The 18,694-nt window shown below is 71.2% G+C and carries 18 protein-coding genes; 11 read left to right on the forward strand and 7 right to left on the reverse strand.

The annotated features are described in order from the left end of the window. Positions 1 to 98: 98 nt before the first annotated feature. From J7I98_RS24725 to J7I98_RS24735, 3 genes are all read left to right on the forward strand, one after another. Positions 99 to 1,298 (forward strand): sensor histidine kinase, encoded by a 1,200-nt coding sequence (locus J7I98_RS24725; RefSeq protein ID WP_214925598.1) that lies wholly within the window; start codon positions 99 to 101, stop codon positions 1,296 to 1,298. Continuing rightward, entirely contained in the window at positions 1,295 to 1,939 is a 645-nt protein-coding gene (locus tag J7I98_RS24730) for a response regulator transcription factor (RefSeq protein WP_214925601.1), read from the forward strand. The genes J7I98_RS24725 and J7I98_RS24730 overlap by 4 nt, the downstream gene beginning before the upstream one ends. 125 nt (positions 1,940 to 2,064) lie before the next feature. Next, a complete protein-coding gene (locus tag J7I98_RS24735; protein ID WP_214925604.1) occupies positions 2,065 to 2,310 on the forward strand; it encodes a hypothetical protein in 246 nt (81 codons plus the stop codon). 24 nt (positions 2,311 to 2,334) lie between these two features. Here the strand turns inward: J7I98_RS24735 and J7I98_RS24740 are convergent, their stop codons facing one another. Together J7I98_RS24740 and J7I98_RS24745 are read right to left on the reverse strand one after the other, a co-directional pair. Further along, on the reverse strand, positions 2,335 to 3,054 hold the full coding sequence (locus J7I98_RS24740) for a zf-HC2 domain-containing protein (protein ID WP_214925608.1): 720 nt from the start codon (positions 3,052 to 3,054) through the stop codon (positions 2,335 to 2,337). Then, on the reverse strand, positions 3,051 to 3,629 hold the full coding sequence (locus tag J7I98_RS24745) for an RNA polymerase sigma factor (protein ID WP_214925609.1): 579 nt from the start codon (positions 3,627 to 3,629) through the stop codon (positions 3,051 to 3,053). Before J7I98_RS24745 ends, J7I98_RS24740 begins: the two co-directional genes overlap by 4 nt. A 140-nt stretch (positions 3,630 to 3,769) precedes the next feature. Between J7I98_RS24745 and J7I98_RS24750 the strand changes: the two genes are divergently transcribed. Continuing rightward, the gene (locus J7I98_RS24750) at positions 3,770 to 4,237 is read left to right on the forward strand and encodes a copper-binding protein (protein ID WP_214925611.1); all 468 of its coding nucleotides are present in this window, start codon (positions 3,770 to 3,772) and stop codon (positions 4,235 to 4,237) included. Between the two features lie 12 nt (positions 4,238 to 4,249). Beyond that, on the forward strand, positions 4,250 to 4,636 hold the full coding sequence (locus tag J7I98_RS24755) for a hypothetical protein (protein ID WP_214925614.1): 387 nt from the start codon (positions 4,250 to 4,252) through the stop codon (positions 4,634 to 4,636). Between the two features lie 4 nt (positions 4,637 to 4,640). Here the strand turns inward: J7I98_RS24755 and J7I98_RS24760 are convergent, their stop codons facing one another. Then, positions 4,641 to 4,949 (reverse strand): DUF5955 family protein, encoded by a 309-nt coding sequence (locus tag J7I98_RS24760; RefSeq protein ID WP_214925616.1) that lies wholly within the window; start codon positions 4,947 to 4,949, stop codon positions 4,641 to 4,643. A 138-nt stretch (positions 4,950 to 5,087) separates the two neighbouring features. Further along, positions 5,088 to 6,944: a serine/threonine-protein kinase gene (locus J7I98_RS24765; RefSeq protein ID WP_214925750.1), complete on the reverse strand. Its 1,857-nt coding sequence runs from the start codon at positions 6,942 to 6,944 to the stop codon at positions 5,088 to 5,090. 80 nt (positions 6,945 to 7,024) lie between these two features. Here J7I98_RS24765 and J7I98_RS24770 point away from each other — a divergent pair, with 80 nt between their 5' ends. Continuing rightward, positions 7,025 to 7,627 carry an NTP transferase domain-containing protein gene (locus J7I98_RS24770; protein WP_214925621.1) on the forward strand — a complete coding sequence of 201 codons (603 nt, stop codon included), beginning with the start codon at positions 7,025 to 7,027 and terminating at the stop codon, positions 7,625 to 7,627. 215 nt (positions 7,628 to 7,842) lie between these two features. Next, a complete protein-coding gene (gene aceB, locus J7I98_RS24775) occupies positions 7,843 to 9,462 on the forward strand; it encodes a malate synthase A (protein ID WP_214925623.1) in 1,620 nt (539 codons plus the stop codon). Between the two features lie 72 nt (positions 9,463 to 9,534). Here the strand turns inward: aceB and J7I98_RS24780 are convergent, their stop codons facing one another. Then, complete coding sequence (locus J7I98_RS24780; RefSeq protein WP_214925753.1) at positions 9,535 to 10,758, reverse strand: helix-turn-helix domain-containing protein; 1,224 nt, start codon at positions 10,756 to 10,758, stop codon at positions 9,535 to 9,537. Positions 10,759 to 10,781: 23 nt separating this feature from the next. Beyond that, on the reverse strand, positions 10,782 to 10,934 hold the full coding sequence (locus J7I98_RS24785) for a hypothetical protein (protein ID WP_214925625.1): 153 nt from the start codon (positions 10,932 to 10,934) through the stop codon (positions 10,782 to 10,784). A gap of 182 nt (positions 10,935 to 11,116) precedes the next feature. Here J7I98_RS24785 and J7I98_RS24790 point away from each other — a divergent pair, with 182 nt between their 5' ends. The 4 genes from J7I98_RS24790 to J7I98_RS24805 all read left to right on the forward strand — a co-directional run bounded on the left by J7I98_RS24790 (position 11,117) and on the right by J7I98_RS24805 (position 18,549). Next, on the forward strand, positions 11,117 to 12,082 hold the full coding sequence (locus J7I98_RS24790; RefSeq protein WP_214925627.1) for a DUF3068 domain-containing protein: 966 nt from the start codon (positions 11,117 to 11,119) through the stop codon (positions 12,080 to 12,082). A 135-nt stretch (positions 12,083 to 12,217) separates the two neighbouring features. After that, complete coding sequence (locus J7I98_RS24795; protein ID WP_214925629.1) at positions 12,218 to 13,378, forward strand: glycosyltransferase family 4 protein; 1,161 nt, start codon at positions 12,218 to 12,220, stop codon at positions 13,376 to 13,378. Between the two features lie 99 nt (positions 13,379 to 13,477). Next, positions 13,478 to 14,203: a class I SAM-dependent methyltransferase gene (locus J7I98_RS24800; protein ID WP_308377921.1), complete on the forward strand. Its 726-nt coding sequence runs from the start codon at positions 13,478 to 13,480 to the stop codon at positions 14,201 to 14,203. Beyond that, on the forward strand, positions 14,200 to 18,549 hold the full coding sequence (locus J7I98_RS24805; RefSeq protein ID WP_214925631.1) for an alpha-(1->3)-arabinofuranosyltransferase family protein: 4,350 nt from the start codon (positions 14,200 to 14,202) through the stop codon (positions 18,547 to 18,549). The genes J7I98_RS24800 and J7I98_RS24805 overlap by 4 nt, the downstream gene beginning before the upstream one ends. Here the strand turns inward: J7I98_RS24805 and J7I98_RS24810 are convergent. Next, complete coding sequence (locus J7I98_RS24810; RefSeq protein WP_214925633.1) at positions 18,546 to 18,689, reverse strand: hypothetical protein; 144 nt, start codon at positions 18,687 to 18,689, stop codon at positions 18,546 to 18,548. The two genes, J7I98_RS24805 and J7I98_RS24810, sit on opposite strands and share 4 nt — an antisense overlap. Positions 18,690 to 18,694: the final 5 nt, after the last annotated feature.

Genomic DNA, 18,694 nt, shown 5'->3' on the forward strand with positions numbered 1-18,694 from the left:
GTCGCGCTCGCCCGCGAAAACATCGCGCCACGGATCGCCCGGACATCAAACTTTCGATTGACGAGGCGGCAGCGCCCGCCACTTACGCTGGACGGGCCATGGACCCCCGCCCCTCCCGCCCTCCCCGCGCCCTCACTCCCGTGCTGCGCGCCCTGCGCCTGTGCCTGCACGCGCTGCTCGCCGGTCTGCTCGCACTCGCCGCCGTCAAGGCCGTGGCGGGCGGCGGCTCCCCGCACCCGTACGCCGTGGTCACGGCAGCGCTCGCGATGGCCGCCGTCTACAGCGCGGGGGCGCTGAGCCCCGCCGTGCGCCGGTCTCCACGGGTGGCCGCCCTGTGGCTCGGCGCGCTCGGCATCGCCTGGCTGGTGCTGCTCGCCCTCTCCCCCGACGGCCTGTGGGCGGCGTTCCCCCTGTACTTCCTCCAGCTGCATCTGCTGCCGATGCGCTGGGGCCTGCCCGCGGTCGCCGCGACGGCGGCCGCGGCGATCACCGGCTTCGTCCTGCACGGGCAGGCCGTCACACCCGGCGGCTTCATCGGGCCGCTCCTCGGCGCGGCCGTCGCCGTCGCCACGGTCCTCGGCTATCAGGCGCTGTACCGCGAGAGCGAGCGGCGCCGCGAGCTCATCGACGAGCTGATCGCGACGCGTGCGGAGCTCGCCGACGCCGAGCGGACGGCGGGGACGCTGGCCGAGCGTGAGCGCCTGGCCCGCGAGATCCACGACACGCTGGCCCAGGGCCTGTCCAGCATTCAACTGCTGCTGCGCGCAGCCGAGCGGACGCTGCCCGACGGCGATCCGGCCGCGGTCCATGTGCGCCGGGCGCGGGAGGCGGCGCAGGACAATCTCGCCGAGGCGCGGCGTTTCGTACGTGCGCTGACCCCGCCCGATCTGGAGCACGGCTCGCTGGCGGCGGCTTTGGAGCGGCTGTGCGCGGCGGCGCCGGGGCCCGACGTGCAGTTCGGGGTGAGCGGTACGCCGGTGGAGCTGCCCACTCCGTACGAGGTGGCGCTGCTGCGCATCGCCCAGTCCGCGCTCGCCAACACGGTGCGGCACGCGGACGCCGGCCGGGCCGAGATCACCCTCAGTTTCATGGACACCTCGGTGGCGCTGGACGTCGTCGACGACGGTTCGGGCTTCGACCCGGTGGCGCCGAGCCCCGGGGCGGGCGGCGGTTTCGGGCTGCCCGCGATGCGCTCGCGGGCGCGCTCGCTCGGCGGCACGCTGAGCGTCGAGTCGGCGCCGGGCCAGGGCACGGCCGTCGCGATCACGCTGCCCCTTCCGGCCGGAGACGCCGTATGAGTGCCCCGGGATCGCCCGTACGTCTGCTGCTCGCCGACGACCATCCCGTCGTACGGGCGGGCCTGCGCGCCGTGCTCGACACCGAGCGGGACTTCCTCGTCGTGGCGGAGGCTGCGACGGCGGAGCGGGCGGTGGAGCTTGCGGCGCTGGACGACTTCGACGTCGTACTGATGGACCTCCAGTTCGGGCCGGGCAGGATGCACGGTTCGGAGGCCACCGCCGCGATCACCGCGCGGCCGGGCTCGCCCCGGGTGCTCGTCCTCACGACGTACGACACGGACGCCGACATTCTGGCGGCGGTGGAGGCGGGCGCGAGCGGCTACCTGCTGAAGGACGCGCCGCCGGAGGAGCTGGCGAGCGCGGTGCGTACGGCGGCGGCCGGGCAGTCGGCGCTCGCTCCGGCCGTGGCGCACCGGCTGATGGACCGGATGCGGACGCCTGCGGAGGCGCTGACGCGACGGGAGCTGGAGGTGCTTCAGCTGGTCGGGGACGGCCTGTCGAACCTGCAGATCAGCAAGGCGCTCTTCCTCAGCCAGGCGACCGTCAAGTCCCATCTGGTGCATATCTACGCCAAGTTGGGCGTCGACTCGCGTACGTCCGCGGTGGCCGCGGCGACGGCGCGCAGGCTGATCCGCCGCTGACGGGACGAGGGTGCCCGGACGGCATGACGAGCGGCCCGGCTCGGTGTGGCCGAAACTGAATTCAGACCGTGTGAACGCAGTCCGGCCGCGGAAAGCCGCAGAAATGAGGAGCCATGCTGATCGGAGTGACTCACACCATTTCGGATCCGGAGAAGTTCTTCGCCGGTGTCAGGGAATCGTCGGGGAAGATCCCGGCGGGCCTCACCAGCCATCACGTACTCCCGTCGGTGGACGGGACACGCTGTCACTGCCTGTGGGAGGCAGCGTCGATCGACGACGTGCGCAATTTCGTCGATCCTCCGACGGTCGGCATCTCCGTCAACGAATACTTCGAGATCAACGCCGCCGAAGCCATCGGACTGAAGCAATAGGACTCGGCCGACCCGTCGCCGGCATCAGGACGGGGCATTGCGCGGCGGGAAGTGCGCAGTGGCGAGGACCGATCCGTCGGCGGCCAGCAGCTGCGCGCCGGAGACCGTCGCGGCGTCCACGGGGGCCGGGGCGCCCCAGTAGCCGTAGCCGCCCTTGAGGGTGAACGAGCCGACGGGAACGGTGGTGCCGTCGGAGCGTTCCAGCCGGCAGTGGACCTTTCCGTCGGCGCCCTCCTCCAGGCCGACCAGGTCGACGGACATGTACACCCAGCCCGGCGAACCGGGGTATGCGAATATCCGGCCCACCTCGCGGCCGTCCGCGACGAGGGCCGCCTGCAGGAGAGCCGGGTGCCGCTGGTCCTGCGCCGTCGAGGGCGCCGGGTCGTCGTCGAGGGCCGTGCCGACGGCCCAGCCGCCGAAGCCGAACGCGCACGCCAGGGCAGCCGCGGCGGCCGCGACCCGCAGACGCAGTCGCAGGCGCCGGGGCGGCGCCGGGCGGGACGGGGGCAGCCGGGACGGGGACAGCCGGTTAACGACGCGGGTCTCGAAGCCGACCGGCGGCTCGGTGCCCGGAAGCAGACCGAGCAGGCCGTCTCCGACGAGGGTCAGCTGTTCGACGTACTCCCGGCAGCCGGGACAGCGGTCCAGGTGTGCGACCGCCCGGGCCCGCTCCTGGGCGGGGAGAACCCCCAGCGCCAGCTCCGGGGCCAGCTCCTTCAGCCGGTCGCAGGTCATGTCGCTCATCGTCGGCTCGCCTCGGTCCCGAGGGTCGTACGCAGCTTCCGCATCGCCGTCCTGATCCGTGTCTTGGCGGTGCCCAGGGGAATCCGCTCGAACTCGGCGATCTGCTGGGCGGTCATCCCGTAGATCCCCGCCATCACGAGGGCGCGGGCCTGTTCCCTCGGCAGGGCCGCGACCGCGGAACGTACCCGGGCGGACGTCTCGTCGGCGAGCGCCTGCTGTTCGGGGGTGTCGGTCACGATGTCGAGGAGGGCCTCCAGGTCCTCCGGTGCGACGGGGCTGGCTCTGCGCGCGCGGACCGCGTCGATGGCCAGGTTGTGCGCGATGGTCGTCAGCCAGGTCTTCACCGACCCGCGGCGGGAGTCGTAGATCTGAGCGTGCCGCCACGCCCGCTCGAACGTCTGCTGCGCGATGTCCTCGGCCAGCTGGGGGTCGCCGACGACGGCGATGGCGACGCCGAAGACCGTGCGCTGGAAGCGGCGCACGAAAGCCACGGCGATCTCGGGATCGCCCGTCGTCAGGCCGGACAGCAGCGCCTCGTCCGTTGCGCGCCCGAGGGGGAGGCCCATCCTCTGCATACCAGTGGATACGTTCGCCCTCCCCGGAGGGATTGCCCCGGTTCCACGGGAAGTCACGCTCCTATTCTCCGACCTGCCAATCCCTTGGCGCGGTTCATCCGTATCCATTGCACGGCGGAATCTCTGCGGAGGGCTGAGCCATGGCAAAGACACTCACCAGGAGCCGCGTGGGGCTGGGGCTGGCGGCCGGAGCGCTGGCGGGCGTGCTCGCCGGCTGTGGGGGTGGAAACGGCGACGATACGTCGACACCCACACCACCCCCGGAGCAGAACACCGAACCGGGAGTGACGAGGGTGAACGCGGACATGACCGACTTCCGCATCGCACTGTCGGAGAAGACGTTCAAGGCGGGTGACTACAGCTTCGTCGCCAAGAACAACGGCAAGCACGACCACGCCCTGGAGATCGAAGGCCCCAGCGGAGAGCACAGCACCAAGGTTCTCGAACCCGGAGCCTCCGAGACGCTCAAGGTGACCCTGAAGTCCGGCACGCACGAGGTCTACTGCCCCGTCGGCGGCCACAAGGACCTGGGCATGAAGACGGAGATCACCGTGGGTGGCGGCGACTCGCCAGTGAACGAGACCCCGCCGAAGACCAATGGCTACTGAGCGTGAGGCATCATGATCGCTCTGAGACTGGTAAGTGCCGCGCTGACCGTGGCGATGGCCGCGATCCACCTCTACCTGTGGGACGACGGGTACCGGGACCTCGAAACCATCGGCGTGCTTTTCCTGCTCAACGGCATCGGCGGCGGCCTGCTGGCGCTTGCGCTGCTGGCCGCCCCCACCCGTTACATCGGCGTTGTGGCCGTACTCGGAGCGCTCTTCACGGCCGGCACCCTGGCCGCTCTGGTGGTCAGCCTCACCACCGGCCTCTTCGGCTTCGAGGAGACCCTCGACGCGGAACTGGTGAAGCCCACCATCGCGGTCGAATCGGCCGGGATTGTCGCCCTGACGGCGCTGGCCCTGCTGGCCCGCCGACGCCGCCGACGACGTGCGGCGATGTGACGCGTCAGTCGCGCCGCCCGAAGAGCTCAACGGCGTTGCGCACCTGCGTCATTGCTTCCGCGAGCGCGCTCACCGAGCCGACCGAACCCACGACCAGCAGCAAGGACCGGCGCAACCGCATGATCTCGGGTACGCCGCTGCGCGCCATGGCGTGCAGCGACGCCAGTTCGTCCTCCGCCACGCCGCGGTCGGGCAACTCGGCGGGGTGACCGGCGAGTTCCCGGCGAAGTCGCGAGACGGCAGCACGCAGCTCCGTCACTCGCGGGTCCTCACCGTCGCCGGTCACGCACCTCTGCTCCGCACTTCTCAACAATGCTTCTTCCCCCTCTTTTCGCCCTCGGCGACGTTGGTCGGACGTCGCAGAACAGGGCCGGGGTCAGTTAACGCCAATCGAGGCGCTGTGCGCCACTTGGCGGTTGACGTCAGCCGAATCAGCCCGTCTGAGTCCGTCTCAGTCCGTCGGCGAGGTGGTGACCGCGTGGCGCCAGACCGTCAGGTCCAGGGACATGTAGTCGCTCGGCGACTCCTCGGGCGAGAACCCCTGGATGGTCACGAGGCCCATGTGTCCCGTCCCCGTGGTGACACAGACCTGGCGCCCCTTCGACAGCTTGTCCACATAGATCGTCTCGGTGAACCGGGTCTCCGCACGGCAGGCCTCCAGCGATCCCTGCTGCCCGGGGTCGAGCAGCACCAGGGTCCCGCCGTCGCTCTCCGCGTCGAGGTACCCCCCTGTGTCGTAGGAGATTTCGTACGCCCCGTCCTCGCCCTTCTGCGGCCGTACGTCTTCGTCCGCGAGCGTCAGGTGGTACCCGGCGGTCAGGTCGATGTCCTTGAAGTCGACGGGCTCCGGGTCGGGCAGAGCCTCGTTCTTCGACGGGTCGGCGTCGGGCTTGGGGGTGTCGGTGGGGTCGGCGGCGGTGCCGCCGGTGCCGCCCGCCTTGTCGCCACCCTTGGGCCGATCGTCCTGCTGGGCCTGGGTCTCCTTGCCGTCGTCCTTCAGCAGGACGTACGCCGTGCCGCCGCCCGCGACGCCGAAGGCAAGTGCGGCCACCAGTGCGATGACGACTCCCCGCTTGCCCGAACGCTTGGGGGCGGCCGGGGGCGTGTGGTGCATGGGGTGCCCCTGGTTGTACATCGGCACCTGCGTCGGCACCTGAGTGGGGGCCTGCGCATGCATCTGCGGCTGGGGCTGGTACGGCCGCTGGTGATGCTGGGGCTGGTGCTGCTGGGGCTGGGGCTGGGGCTGGTGCGGCTGCTGAGGGGCCGCCGCCGGGCCGAAACCGGGGGGCGGGGTGGCCGGCGCCGCGGCCGCAGTGGGCGAGTAGGCCGCGGGCGGGGCGGTGGCGGGGGCCGCCGCCGGGGGCGGCGGGGTCTGGGCCGGTGCGGGGGCGGCCGCCCGTACCGTGATGTCGGCGGCGACCGCGCCCGGCAGCCAGTCCTCGGGGCGGCGCAGCACCGTCTCGGCGTTGGCGGACTGGCACAGCCCGATGACCTCGGCGACCGAGGGCCTGGCCGCCGGGTCCTTGTCGAGGCAGCGGGTGACCAGCTCCATCAGCCGCTCCGGGACCCCGGTGAGGTCGGGCTCCTCGTGGACGATGCGGTAGAGCACCCCGTGCGAGGTGCCCTCGCCGAAGGCGGGGCTGCCGGTCGCCGCGTACGCCGCGACCTGGCCCAGCGCGAAGATGTCGGTGGCCGGGGTCACCTTCCGCCCCGCCGCCTGTTCCGGCGCCATGAACGAGGGGGTGCCGATGGTGACGCCGCTGCCGGTGAGCGAGGTCGCGTCGGCGGCGTAGGCGATGCCGAAGTCGATGACGCGGGGGCCGTCGGCGGCGAGCAGCACGTTGGACGGCTTGAGGTCGCGGTGCACGATGCCCGCACCGTGGATGACGTGCAGCGCCTCGGCCATGCCCGCGATCAGCAGCAGCACGGCCTCGACGGGCAGTGCCCCGTGGGCGACAACGGCGTCGGCGAGGGAGGGCCCGGGCACGTACGCGGTGGCCAGCCAGGGCTGCGCGCCGTCGGTGTCGGCGTCGATGACGGGTGCGGTGTACAGGCCCTGAACCCGCTGCGCGGACTGCACTTCCTGGGCGAACCGGCGCCGGAACTCGGCATCTTCACCGAATTCGGGACGGATCACCTTGATGGCGACAGGGCGGCCGCCGGGCGTGTACGAGAGGTAGACCTTGCCCATACCGCCCGCGCCGAGCTTGGCCGCCAGCCGGTATCCGGCGATGGTGGTCGGGTCGTCCCCTTCCAGCGGTTGGAATACCTGAGAGGCACTGCCCCGGTCCGACTGCTGACCACTCATCAAACTCATGTCTCCCACACTGAACGCCGATATCGAACGGCACCCTATCCAACTTGAGGTATCCAAGACCCATGGCGCATATGACGGATTATGAAGTTCCGGCTGTCGCGGGGCTGCTGCTCGCCGCGGGCGGTGGACGGCGGCTCGGCGGGCGGCCGAAAGCGCTGCTCGAACACCGGGGCCGGCCGCTGGTCGAGCACGCGGTACGGGTACTGCGCGAGGGCGGCTGCGGCCCTGTCCATGTGGTGCTGGGGGCGGCGGCAGCGGACGTACGGGAACGGGCCGACCTGACCGGGTGCGTACTGGTCGACAACCCGGATTGGGAGGAGGGGATGGGGTCGTCGCTGCGCGCGGGTCTCGCGTCCCTGGCCGGTACGGGGGCGCCTGCGGCGCTCGTCTCGCTGGTCGACCAGCCGGGGATCGGCGCGGCGGCGGTGGGCCGGGTGGTGGCGGCGTACCGCTCACCCGCGAGCCTCGTGGCGGCGACGTACGACGGGAAGCGCGGGCATCCGGTGCTCTTCGGCGCCCAGCGGTGGGCGGCGGTCGCGGCGACTGCGACGGGCGACCGCGGGGCACGCGCTTATCTGAAGGAGCACGAGGCTTCGATCACGCCGGTCGAGTGCGGCGACGTGGCCGAGGCGTACGACATCGACACCGCCGAGGACCTGTTCCACTTGGAGTGACCGACCTGGCACTCAGAGACGACTTCTGTCGATCCGGAGAATCTCGATATCAACAGACCGTTGAACTTCCACCATGAGGAAACTAGTATCCACACGTCAGAAGCGCCCTGTACCACCAGCGGCGCCCGCGACCGTACCTCGGAGCCATGGCACTCTGTGCCGTTCGCAGGCGACCCGGCGGCCGTAAGGCGTCGCCTGCGAAGGAGTGACAGCTCATGTCCGCACCAGCGCCGTCCCCGCTGGCCATCGTCGATGCCGAGCCCCTGCCGAGGCAGGACGAGGTCCTGACCGATGCGGCCCTGGCCTTCGTGGCCGAGCTGCACCGGCGGTTTACGCCCCGCCGCGACGAGCTACTCGCCCGCCGCGCCGAGCGCCGCGCCGAGATCGCCCGCACATCCACGCTCGATTTCCTCCCGGATACCGCACAGATCCGTGAGGGCGACTGGAAGGTCGCGCCGGCCCCGGCCGCGCTCAACGACCGCCGCGTGGAGATCACCGGTCCGACCGACCGCAAGATGACCATCAACGCGCTCAACTCGGGCGCGAAGGTCTGGCTCGCCGACTTCGAGGACGCATCGGCTCCCACCTGGGAGAACGTCGTCCTCGGCCAGCGCAATCTGATCGACGCGTACACGCGCCGGATCGACTTCACCGACCCCGCGTCCGGCAAGACGTACGCCCTGAAGCCGGCCGAGGAGCTTGCGACCGTCGTGATGCGGCCGCGCGGCTGGCATCTCGACGAGCGTCACCTCAGGTTCGGCGACCGCCCGGTTCCGGGCGCCCTCGTCGACTTCGGGCTGTACTTCTTCCACAACGCCAAGCGCCTCATCGAGCTCGGCAAGGGCCCGTACTTCTACCTTCCGAAGACCGAGTCGCACCTCGAAGCCCGCCTGTGGAACGAGATCTTCGTCTTCGCGCAGGACTATGTCGGGATCCCGCAGGGCACCGTCCGCGCGACCGTCCTGATCGAGACGATCACGGCGGCCTACGAGATGGAGGAGATCCTCTACGAGCTGCGCGACCACGCGGCCGGGCTCAACGCCGGGCGCTGGGACTACCTCTTCTCCATCGTCAAGAACTTCCGTGACGGCGGGGAGAAGTTCGTTCTTCCCGACCGCAACGCCGTGACGATGACCGCCCCCTTCATGCGGGCGTACACCGAGCTGCTGGTGCGTACGTGCCACAAGCGCGGCGCGCACGCCATCGGCGGCATGGCGGCCTTCATCCCGTCCCGGCGCGACGCCGAGGTCAACAAGGTCGCCTTCGAGAAGGTCAAGGCCGACAAGGACCGGGAGGCCGCCGACGGCTTCGACGGCTCCTGGGTGGCCCACCCGGACCTGGTGCCGATCGCGATGGCCTCGTTCGACGCGGTGCTGGGCGAGAAGCCGAACCAGAAGGAGCGGCTGCGCGAGGACGTGTCGGTGGCGCCCGGCGACCTGATCGCCATCGACTCGCTGGACGCCAGGCCGACGTACCAGGGTCTGGTCTCGGCGGTCCAGGTCGGCATCCGCTACATCGAGGCGTGGCTGCGCGGTCTCGGCGCCGTCGCGATCTTCAACCTGATGGAGGACGCGGCCACCGCGGAGATCTCCCGCTCCCAGATCTGGCAGTGGATCAACGCGGGTGTCGTCTTCGAGAACGGCCAGGAGGCCACGCCGGAGCTGGCCCGCAGGATCGCCGCCGAGGAGCTGGCAGCGATCCGCGCGGAGGTCGGCGAGGAGGCCTTCGCGGCCGGCAAGTGGCAGCAGGCGCACGACCTGCTGCTGACGGTCTCGCTCGACGAGGACTACGCGGACTTCCTCACGCTGCCCGCGTACGAGCAGCTGCGCGGCTGAGTCCGGCCCGCTCTCACAGCTCCGCCCCCGGTACCGCACAGAACCGGGGGCGGAGGTGTTCTCGGAGCCGGTTCAGCGGATCGGCTCCGACAGCTCACCGCGCAACCGCTGGGCCCGCAGCACCAGTTCGAGCTCGAAGCGGCGGTCGGGGTCGTCGACCTCGTCGCCCCACAGTTCACGTATCTGCCGCATCCGATAGCGCACGGTCTGCGGATGTACGCCGAGCCTGGCGGCCACTTCCGGCGCTCCGCCCCTGGTCTCCAGCCAGGCCAGCAGTGTCTCCGCGAGCCGGCGGCCCTGCGTGGGCCCGCAGTCGGCGAGGGGTGCGAGGCAGCGGCGCGTCAGGTCCTCGATCAGCTCCTCGGGCGGCAGCAGGACCAGCGCCTCCGTGTACTCGGTGCAGTGCAGCAGCCGCCCCGACGGCAGCAGCCCCCGCTCCATGAGGCGTACGGCGGCCGCCGCCCAGCGCAGCGACTTCGCCGCCTCCGTCAGCGGTACGGTCGGCCCGATCGCCCCCGACCAGCCCTTCATGGCCCGGCGCAGCAGTTCGGGCCGCCCGGCGAGGGACGGGTCGGGGACGATCACGAGGGGCTGCTCGCTCTCCATGTCGAGCAGTACGCCCTGCCCCACGGCCGGTGCGACGGACTCGCGGGCCGGGCGCAGGAGCACGCCGACGGCGACGCGCTCGGGCAGCGTCCAGCGGATGCGGGCGGCGTGCTCGGCGAGGGAGCGGGTGCGGGCGGGGTCGTTGGGCAGGCGGTGCTCGTCGATCAGCGCCTGCGTCAACTTTCTTTGCAGACGCAGACGTTCACCGGCCTCACGGGCGGCGGCCTCGGCGTAGCCGCGTACCGACTGGTCCACCAGGCCGTCCAGATAGGCGAATCCGGATTCGGCGAGTTCGTACATCGCGGGTGGCGGGATACGTACCTGCTGGCCGATTTCGGCAAGGCGCCGCCAGGCGAGGCGGACGCCGAGCCGGTAGATGGCCTGGAGGGAGTCGAGCGAGCGGCCGTGCAGCCCTTCGCCGCGGCCGAACTCCTGGAAGACTTCGAGATGGACGCGCGGACGGCCTTCCCCCTGGACGAGGTGCTGCACGAAGTCTTCGAGGGCACGGCGGATGCCCACGAGTGCCATGAGCTCGCCGGATTCGTCGTGGACGACAGGCAGCCGTGGGTATTCGCGGCGGATGGCGTCGAGGATTTCCTGGGCGAGCGAGGGGACCTCGCGCATGGCGCGGTCGGTGAACCGGCGTAACTGGAGCCGGGGTACGTCGTCCCACGCCGAGGCGTCGGCCATGCTGCGTCCCCCGTCCACTGCGGTCACTTCCGTGGCGTCGCCGACTCGTAACTGATCAGCGGCACATTGGGCTGGTCCGGGGTGGCGTTCAGCAGGGCCACGATGGCGAAGGCCGCGCCCACGGCGAGTGCGGCGGCGGCAGCGATGGTCAGCGCTGCCGCAAGGAGTCTGGACATGGTCGGGTCAGCCTCTCTGACGCTGTGACCCACCGGTGGTCCCGCCGGCCCCGTCCGGCAATGGCCCAGTCTTGGCACTGCATTGACAGTCCGTCAAGAGGATGCCTACGGTTCCCGGCCCATACACGCATGTGCACGTATCTGCCGAGCCGCCCCCACTGGCCCCCACTTGGAGTGCCCGTATGCGTCGCACCGCTTCGCCCCTCTCGCTGGCCCTGCTGGGTGCCGGTGTTTTCCTCCTCGTCCTCGCTCCGATGCTGGCCTGGTACGTCGAGCCGCGCGCCAAGCGCACGCCCATCGACATCGACGCGACCACCGTGTTCACCGGCACAGGCAGCTATTTCGACACCGGGAAGATCGAGACCGTGTCCGGCAAGAAGATCACCGTCACCCGGCAGGTACGGGGGGATGTGGCCGACAGCGAGGAGAGCGGCCGGGCCGTCTGGGACGTCTCCACCTCGGTCGACACGGACGCCACGCTGCCGGCCGCCGACACCCACGACTCGCTCCAGTGGACGCTGGAGCGCTGGGTCACCGACCGCAGAACCAATGAGCCCGTGCACTGCTGCCAGGAGAAGCCCGCCTTCGACGGGGAGGCGTACCTGAAGTTCCCCTTCGACGTACAGAAGCGCTCGTACCGCTGGTGGGACAACACGCTCGGCTCGACCGTCCGCCTCCGCTTCGCGGGTACGAAGAAGATCCAGGGGTACGAGGGCTACCGCTTCACCGCCTCCGTGGAGCCGGCGAAGACCGGCACCCGGCTGGTGCCGGGGCGGCTCGTCGGACTGCCGAAGCGCAGCCAGGTACTGGCCGAGGAGTGGTACGCCAACCATGGCATCGAGCTGGTCGTCGACCGGCGTACGGGGCGCGTCATCAATGCCGCGATCGGTCCGCGGAAGACGCTGCGCGCACCGGGGGCGAAGAAGGACGCGGTGGTGCTGCTGGACAGCGAGCGGCTGGAGTTCACGGCGGCGACGCAGCGCGCACAGGTGGACCTGGCCTCGGCCGACAGCGACCGGCTGAAGCTGGTGGGCGAGACGCTGCCGATGGGGGGCGGTGGGGCGGGAGTGCTGCTGGCGCTGGCTGGTGCGGTACTCGTCGTGCGAGGGCGGGAACGACCGACTTCCCAGCAAATCATCACAATGTGATGACACATCAGCTCTCAGTGGGCCCGAAATTGTCACCGCGGTGAGTAGCCGCATCGAACAGCGTGGCGAAAACTGTCCACCCCACCCCGAGAACGGCCCCACCGGTTCCGCACCCTGAAACGAGTTGGAGCTCGCATGCCCCAGCACGTGCCCCCCACACTGCACGATGCGAACCCCCAGAAGAACCGCGCGACCCAGAAGTCTCAGGAAAACTCCGCCGCACCACTCCATCCCCGTCGCATCGTCTTCCTCTCCCGCCGCGACCTCGGCAACCCGGCGGCCGGCGGCTCCGAACTCCTCGTCGACCGCCTCGCGGACGGCCTCACCGCCCTCGGCCACCAGGTCACACTGCTGTGCGGAGGCCCGGCGGCGTACCGCGACTACCGGGTCGTCTCCGCGGGCGGCGACCTCGGCCACTTCATCAAGGCCCGCCGCGCCTTCACCCGTCAGGTCGGCGACTGCGATCTGCTGGTCGAGGTCTGCAACGGGCTGCCGTACCTCACCCCGCTCTGGCACCGCGGACCCACCCTGTGCCTGGTCAACCATGTCCACACCGAGCTGTGGGGGATGCGCTTCCCCGGCCCCGCAGCCGGACTCGGGCGCCGCCTGGAGCACTGGGCGCTGTCCGTCGCGCAGCGCGAGAACCTGCTGGTCGCCGTCTCCACGTCGACGGCGGGCGCACTGGGCGCGCTCGGCGTCGACCACAGCCGGATCCGCGTCGTGCACAACGGAGTCGAGCAGCCGGGCGCGCGTACGCCCCGTTCCAGCGAGCCGCTCTTCCTGGCGATGGGCCGGCTGGTCGAGTACAAGCGCATCGATCTCCTGCTGCGCCTGTGGGAACGGGTCAGACCGGTCACCGGCGGCAAACTCCTGATCATCGGTGACGGCCCCGAGCGCCGGCGTCTCGAAGCGCTCGCGGGCCCCGACGTGATTTTCAAGGGCCGGGTGTCGGAGGCCGAGAAGCATCAACTCCTCTGCGCCGCCTGGTTATTGCTGCATCCCTCGGCGGTCGAGGGGTGGGGCCTGGTCGTCACCGAGGCCGCGACCCGTGGCACCCCCGCGATCGGCTTCGACGTACCGGGCCTGCGGGACTCGATCGCGGACGGCGTGACGGGCGTACTGGCGCGGGGCGAGAGCTCGTTCGCCGCGGCCTGGTGCACGCTCGCCCTCAGCACCGAGCGGCGCGAGGCGATGGGCGGGGCGGCGGCCGCGCGTGCGGAGCGCTACCGCTGGAGCAGTACGGTGCGCCAGTTCCGGGCGGTGGCCGCCGAGGCGGCCGCGCCACGGCGGGGGTGACACCGCAGTGCTGCATTTCCCGGGGGACAACCCCCGGACCCCCGGCCGGACAAACAGCCGAGCCGGGCGACCCGGACCGTCCTCACGAGGTGAATTTCAGTGAAGGACCCCTCCCTGCACAGGTCCGTCACCCTCTTCCGGGCGTTCATGCGCGAGCAGACCGAGCCCGAGCGGTGCTACGCGCTGCTGGCCCGAGACGCGGCGGACCAGGTGGAGCGGTACGTTCCGCTGGCCGGCAAGGTCGTCGTCGACATCGGCGGCGGCAGCGGCCACTTCACCGAGGAGTTCCGGCGGCGCGGCGCGCAGAGTTTCCTTTTCGAGCCGGATGTACGGGAGCTGGGCGCGGGCGGCCGCAAGACCGAAGGGGCCGTGGTCGCCGACGGCTACCTCCTGCCCCTCGCGGACGGTGCGGCCGACGTCTGCTTCTCCTCCAATGTGCTGGAGCACGTCGAGGATCCGCGGACCTTCCTGAGCGAGATGGTCCGCGTCACCGCCCCGGACGGCCTGATCTACGTGTCCTTCACCAACTGGTTCTCCCCCTGGGGCGGCCACGAGTGGGCGCCCTGGCACTATCTGGGCGCCGACCGGGGCCGCCGCCGCTACGAGCGGCGCACCGGGCGCAAGGCCAAGCACACCGTCGGCGAGAACCTCTTCCCGATCCACATCGGCACCACCCTGCGCCAGGTGCGCGCCCGCACCGATGTGCAGGTCGTGTCGGCACGCGCCCGCTACTGGCCGTTCCTGCCCGGGATCGTGCCGAAGGTGCCGCTGCTGCGCGAGTTCGCCACCTGGAACCTCCTCCTCATCCTCCGGCGGTGTCCATGACCAGCACCCTGCAGGCGCCCCCCAGGACTCCCCCGCCCGGGCCCCCTCCGGCGCCGGATCCCGCCGATCCGCGTTCACGCCGCTGGCTGTTCGGGTTCTGGGCGGTGGTGCTCCTGGCCTTCCTGGCGGTCTCGCCGGGCCGGATGACGTTCGAGACCAAGCTGGGCGTGGCGCTCGACCCCTTCAAATTCCTGTCCGACCTGGGCGAGTTGTGGCACAGCAGGTCGGGTTTCGGCGGCATCTTCGACCAGTACGTCGGCTACGCCTTCCCGATGCTGCCGTTCTACGCCCTGGCCGACCTGGTGCAGCTGCCGGTCTGGCTCGCGGAACGGCTCTGGCTGTCGATCATCGTCGCCACCGCGTTCTGGGGCGCCCTGCGTCTCGCCGAGCGCCTGCGCATCGGCTCGGCCCCTGCCCGGCTGCTCGGTGCGGTCGCGTACGCCCTGTGGCCGACCTACACCATCGTCATCGGGTCGACCTCGGCCGCCGCACTGCCCGGGGCGCTGCTGCCGTGGGTGCTGCTGCCGCTCACCGATCCGCGCACGAGCGCCCGTATCGCCGCGCTGCGCTCCGCCCTCCTCGTCACCTGCATGGGCGGCGTGAACGCGGCATCCACCCTGGCGGCGCTCCTGCCCGTAGGGCTGTATCTGCTCAGCAGGCCGGGCGGACCCCGTCGGCGCGCGCTGATCGGGTGGTGGGTGCCGGGGGTGCTCCTGGCCACGGCGTGGTGGGTCGTACCGCTCCTGATGCTCGGCATCAACGGCGAGAACTTCCTCCCGTACGTCGAGCAGGCCGAGACCACGACCGCCACCATGTCCGCCACCGAGCTGCTGCGCGGCGCCGGGAACTGGACGGCGTACCTGCACTTCGGCGAGGCGTGGCTGCCGGCGGGCTGGACGGTGGCCACGTCGGTCGTCGCCGTCCTGGGCTCGGCGTTCGCCGCCGCGCTGGGGCTCGCGGGGCTCGCCCGGCGGGACATGCCCGAGCGCCGCTGGCTGCTCCTGGTGGTGCTGTCGGTGGCGGTCGTCACCCTTGCCGGGTACGGGGGTTCGCTGGGCGCCCCCTTCCATTCGGCTGTACAGGACTGGCTCAATAGCTGGCTGGTCCCGTTCCGCAACATCTACAAGTTCCAGCCCGGCCTGGCGCTGGCGCTGGTCCTCGGCCTGATGCACGTGACGGCGGTGGCCGCCGAACGGCGCGGCGCACGCCCACTGCCGGGACGCCGCTTCGCGCCGCTGGTCGCCGCGCTCCTCGTCATGCCAGGACTGGCGCTCCCGTACGTCAACGGCAGCATCCTGCAGCCGGGATCCTTCAGCAAACTCCCCGGTCACTGGGAGGCCACGGCCGACTGGCTGAAGAAGTACTCCCCGGACAGCCGCGCCCTGGTCGTCCCTGCCACCGCCCACGGCATCTACACCTGGGGTTCGCCCATCGACCAGCCCCTCGACGTCCTGGCCGACTCCCGCTGGGGGCAGCGCGACTACGTGCCGTTCGGTACGCCCGGCAACCGGCGGGCCATGGACGCGGTCGAGCAGGCCCTGATGTCGGGCACCCAAGTCCCCGGCCTGAGCGACTACCTGGCCCGCGCGGGCCTGCACTACGTCGTCGTACGCAACGACCTCGACCCGGACCAGATCGGCTACGTACCGCCGCAGACGGTGAAGCGCACGCTGGAGGAGTCCGGCTACCGGCGGGTCACAGGCTTCGGCCCGGTGCTGACCGGCGGGCGTATCCCGGACGACACCCCGGTGCAGGTCGAGGGCCTGTACCCACGCCAGCAGGCGGTCGAGATCTACCAGCCGCCGACGTCCGCCCGTCCGGGCCCGGCGGCGCTCAAGCCGGTGGCGGACACGACGGTGGTCAGCGGCGGACCTGAAGCTCTGCTGCGACTCTCGGCGGACGCCGCAATGCGAGAGCGTCCCGCGGTGCTCACAGGGGACAGCCACCCGGGCCTCGGCGACCCGGCTGTGCAGGCGACAGCTGACGGCCTGCGGCGGGCGGACACCCGCTTCGGCCTGGTCAACTCGAACACGTCCTACACCTACACGGCAGAGGAGAGGAACCACCCGGGAAGCGTGCAGGACCCCGGGCGGACGCCGCGTCAGATCCTCCCCACCAAGGGCATCGCCCACCAGACGACATCGGTCCTGCGCGGCGCGGACTCGGTGACGGCGTCGAGCAGCGGCAACTGGCTGTTCCATCTGCCGCAGTACGACCCGGTGAACGCCTTCGACGGGAATCCCGACACGGCATGGACCGAGGGCAGCGCGGCGTCGCCGACGGGCGAGTGGCTCCGGATCGCCTTCGAGGGAACGGTGTCCGTGCCGTCCTCGATCCGCCTGACGCCGCTGCCCGGGGACGGCGTGCGGGCGGCGCCCACTGTCGTACGAGTAGAAACGAACCGGGGCAGCGAAACGAGCCCGCTCCAGCCGAACGGCATGCCGCAGTCGGTCAAGGCACCGCCGGGCGACGCAAGTTGGCTGCGGATCACCATCACAGGCGCACAGCAGGGCCGACCGGGCCTGATGGGCGCGGGCTTCTCGGCGGTGGACATCCCCGGCGTCCAGGTAACGCGTCTGCTGTCGCTCCCCTCGGACGCCGACCCGGACCTGATCTCCCTGCACCGGGGCAGCGACCCGGGCGGCCTGTCGCCGGTCTCGGCGGAGGTGGGCCTGCACCGCCAGTTCACCACGCGGACAGGGGGCGCGTACGCCCTGAAGGCAACCGCGCTGCCGGTACCGGGCGACGCACTGGACGAACTCCTCTACCGCCTGGCACCCGAACAACGCCGCCGCGTCACCGCCACCGCCGACTCGACGGCCCGCCTGGGAGCGTCTCTCACCCCCCGGAACCTGGTGGACGGCGACCTGACCACGTCCTGGATCGCCGGTGACCGGGCGGTGCTGCACCTTCGATGGCCGGGGAAACGGCCGGTCGGCGAGATCGTCTTCGCGGCGGCCGGCGGTCTCTCGACCCGCCCCGAGCAGGTGGAAATCAGCTCCCCGGACGGAGCGACAACGGCCTCGGTCGACGAGAACGGCCTGGCCCGCTTCGAGCCCATCACCACCGACCGCCTGGACATCACGGTCTCGCGCACCGCCCCGCTCACCGTGCACAACCCGGTGGCGGACGGCGAGATGCAGCTTCCGGTAGGCCTGAGCGAGGTCTACGTACCCGCTCTGAACGAATTCCGAGTCCCGCAACCCAACCCTTCTCAGACTTTCCGACTCCCCTGCGGTCAGGGCCCGATCCTCGCGATCGACGGCACGCTGCACGCGACGAGCGCGAAGGGAAAGATCAGCGATCTGACAGAACGCCGCCCGATCAAGGTCTCGCTGTGCGCGGGCGAGCAGCGCAACGGCAAGGCGAGCCTGACCCCGGGCACGCACCGCGTGGAGGCGGGCGACGCGGGCCCCCTGGCCCTGACGGACATCACTCTGACCAAGGGCAAGCCGGCGCCGACGGCACGTGACTCCCGCCCGCTCTCGGTACAGGACGGCACGGGCGACCGCCGCTCGATACAGGTGGGCGAGGGCGAGGCCTCGTACCTCCAGCTGTACGAGAACGCGAACCCCGGCTGGCACGCCACCCTGAACGGCAAGGAGTTGCCCTCGGTACGGCTGGACGGCTGGCAGCAGGGCTGGCTGATCCCGGAGGGCTCGGGCGGCACGGTGCGCCTGGAGTACGGCCCGGCAAAGCTGTATGAGGCGGGGCTGATCGGCGGCGGAGCGGCGGTGCTGCTCCTGGCGGCCCTGACCCTGTTCCGCCGCAAGGCCACACCCGACCCCACCTCCACTCCTCCGCCCGCCCCGGGCCCGGTCCTTGGCGTGGCGGTACTCACGCTGGCGGTGGCTGTGGTGGCGGGCCCACTGGCGGTACTGGTCCCGGCGCTGGCCCTGCTGTCCCACTTCCGCCCGACCCTGCTGCCCCCGATCGCACTGCTGGCGATGGCGGCGGCGGGCACAGCGGCGGCCCTGGAAGCGGGGGCACCGGCGTCGGCGGACGAGGGCGCGTTCGGCCCGGCGGCGCAACTCCTGGCGCTCACGGCACTGGTGGCGGCCTTGGTAACGACAACCCGCAACGCGACCCACGAGCCCCCAAACCCGAACACCCCCCGCACTCCCGGAGCACCGGCCACTGCGCCCGCCACCCCCGTCGGCGGAGAGGGAGGCACACCCACCACCCCATCCGCACCCGAAGTCCCGACCGCCCCGCCCCCGCCCCCAGCCGGAAGCGCGCCGGCAACCTCAACCGACGCCGGCGGCGCTGTCACCTCCCAGCCCCTCCCCACGGTGGCATTTGCGGCTCCGCCGCGTGGCGGGGGCAAGCTCGGGAAGGGCAGCTAATGCACGGAGCCGACCGACACCTGGATGCCGCAGGCCACGGCCCACGACGAGCCCCACGCCGCTTCGTAATCCGGGTTGCGGGAGGGGACGTGCAGGGGCGCTCCCCGCAGGGTGTCGAACACAGTTTGGGCGGCGTACAAACAAC

Source organism: Streptomyces sp. ISL-98, assembly GCF_018614055.1.
Classification (GTDB): domain Bacteria; phylum Actinomycetota; class Actinomycetes; order Streptomycetales; family Streptomycetaceae; genus Streptomyces; species Streptomyces spiramyceticus.